This is a genomic window from Bradyrhizobium sp. (assembly GCF_019244115.1).
In the GTDB taxonomy this organism is placed as follows: Bacteria; Pseudomonadota; Alphaproteobacteria; order Rhizobiales; family Xanthobacteraceae; genus Bradyrhizobium.
The window spans coordinates 1-2,233 of sequence record NZ_JAFATE010000527.1; the positions used below are offsets into that span (position 1 = coordinate 1).

The 2,233-nt window shown below is 63.8% G+C and carries 1 protein-coding gene and 1 pseudogene; one reads left to right on the forward strand and one right to left on the reverse strand.

The window, feature by feature from the left end:
- Positions 1 to 120, forward strand: a pseudogene (locus JOZ76_RS23330) (winged helix-turn-helix transcriptional regulator); the annotation flags it as partial.
- A 249-nt stretch (positions 121 to 369) separates the two neighbouring features.
- Here JOZ76_RS23330 and JOZ76_RS23335 read toward each other — a convergent pair.
- On the reverse strand, positions 370 to 1,818 hold the full coding sequence (locus JOZ76_RS23335; RefSeq protein ID WP_291702327.1) for a glutamate synthase subunit beta: 1,449 nt from the start codon (positions 1,816 to 1,818) through the stop codon (positions 370 to 372).
- Positions 1,819 to 2,233: the final 415 nt, after the last annotated feature.

Sequence of the window (2,233 nt, forward strand, 5' to 3'; positions counted from 1 at the left end):
GCCGGCTTTCTCGCTCTCGCCGCCGAGGGCGGCTACAGCCTCACGCCATCAGGGCAGGAGCTGTGCGAGACGTTTCTGCCGCTGCACCGGTTTGCGGAAAAATGGCGAAAGGGACTGTAGGGTGGGCAAAGCGAAGCGTGCCCACCAAGTCTCTTCCCGCTTGCGGCGGGATGGTGGGCACGGCGCGAAGTCGCGGCCTTTGCCCACCCTACATCATCCCGCAATCAACTTGGTCATGCCCCGCGAAGGCGGGGCATCCAGTACGCTGCGGCTTCTCGAGTAAAGCATTGCAGTCTCTGGAATACTGGATCACCCGCTTGCGCGGGCGATGACGAGTGTTGTTTGCGGATGCGGGGCGGACAACCGCGTTTACCGCGGCAGATCCGTGCTGCCCATCAGAAACCGGTCGATCGACTGGGCGCAGAGGCGGCCCTCGCGGATCGCCCAGACCACCAGTGATTGGCCGCGGCGCATGTCGCCGGCGGAGAAGATTTTTGGCAGCGAGGTCTGGTAGTCGCTGAGGTTGGCCTTGACGTTGCCGCGCTGGTCGAGCTCGACGCCGAGGGTCTTCAAGAGGCCCTCGTGCACCGGATGCACAAAGCCCATCGCCAGCAGCACGAGCTCGGCGTCGATGTCGAACTCGGTGCCGGGCAGCGGCTTGAACTTGTCGTCGACCTTGACGCAGTGCAGTTTTGCGACCTTGCCGTTCTCGCCGGAAAAATGCTGCGTCAGCACGGCGTATTCGCGGATCGCGCCTTCGGCCTGGCTGGAGGACGTGCGCATCTTCAAGGGCCAGTTCGGCCAGGTCAGGCCCTTGTTCTCGCGCTCCGGCGGCGCCGGCATGATCTCGAGCTGGGTCACGGATTTGGCGCCCTGCCGGAACGAGGTGCCGATGCAGTCGCTCCCGGTATCGCCACCGCCGATCACGACGACATGTTTGCCGCCGGCCAAAATGTCGGCGCCGACGGCGGGCTCCTTGCCGACGCGGCGGTTCTGCTGCGGCAGAAAATCCATCGCAAAATGGATGCCGTCGAGCTCGCGCCCGGGGATCAGCAGGTCGCGCGCCGCCTCGGCGCCACCGGTCAGCGCGATCGCATCATACTGGCCGACCAGCTCGCGGGGATCGACGCTGCTGTCTGCGCCGACATGGGCGCCGTAATGGAAGGTGACGCCCTCGGCTTCCATCTGCACGACGCGGCGGTCGATGATGCCCTTTTCCATCTTGAAGTCGGGAATGCCGTAGCGCAAAAGGCCGCCGGCGCGGGCGTGCTTCTCATAGACGTGCACGTCGTGGCCGGCGCGCGCGAGCTGCTGCGCGCAGGCGAGCCCTGCGGGGCCCGAGCCGATGACCGCGACCTTCTTGCCGGTCTTCTGGGTCGCGATCTCCGGCTTGATCCAGCCATTGTCCCAAGCGCGATCGACGATCGCGCATTCGATGGTTTTGATGGTGACCGGGTTGTCGTCGATGTTCAGCGTGCAGGAGGCCTCGCATGGCGCAGGACAGATGCGCCCGGTGAACTCCGGAAAATTGTTGGTCGAGTGCAGGTTGCGCGAGGCCTCTTCCCAGTTGTCCTGATAGACGAGGTCGTTGAAATCGGGGATTTGGTTGTTGACCGGGCAGCCCGGCGTGCCCGGCGCAGCCGAACCGGTGCCATGGCAATAGGGAATGCCGCAGTTCATGCAGCGCGCGGCCTGGTCGCGCGTCTCTTTTTCCGACAGCGGAACGACAAACTCTTGAAAATGCTTCAGCCGCTCGGCGACCGGCGTATACTTGCGGTCGTGCCGCTCGATTTCCAGAAAACCCGTGACCTTGCCCATTAACGTTCGTCGTCCCTGCATTTTTCTTTCGTGATTCCGGGGCACGCGAAGCGTGAACCCGGAATCTCGTCAACAACCTCTGGATTCCGGGTTCGCCTCTGCGAGGCGCCCCGGAATGACGCACTTTGTCAGACCCTCTGCCGTCATTGCGAGGAGCTTTAGCTCCGAGGCAATCCAGTCCGTCCGCGTGGAGAGTTCTGGATTGCTTCGCTGCGCTCGCAATGACAGTCCTTGTTAGACCCTCATCCTGAGGAGGCCGCAAGGCGGCCGTCTCGAAGGTTGAGGCCCGATCTTGGCCTCATGGTTCGAGACGGCGCAAGCGCCTCCTCACCATGAGGGACTAGAGATTACGCCCCGATCGCGATTTTCGGCTCGGCGTCGGCGTTCTGCGCCAATTCGCGCAAGGCGCGGCGGT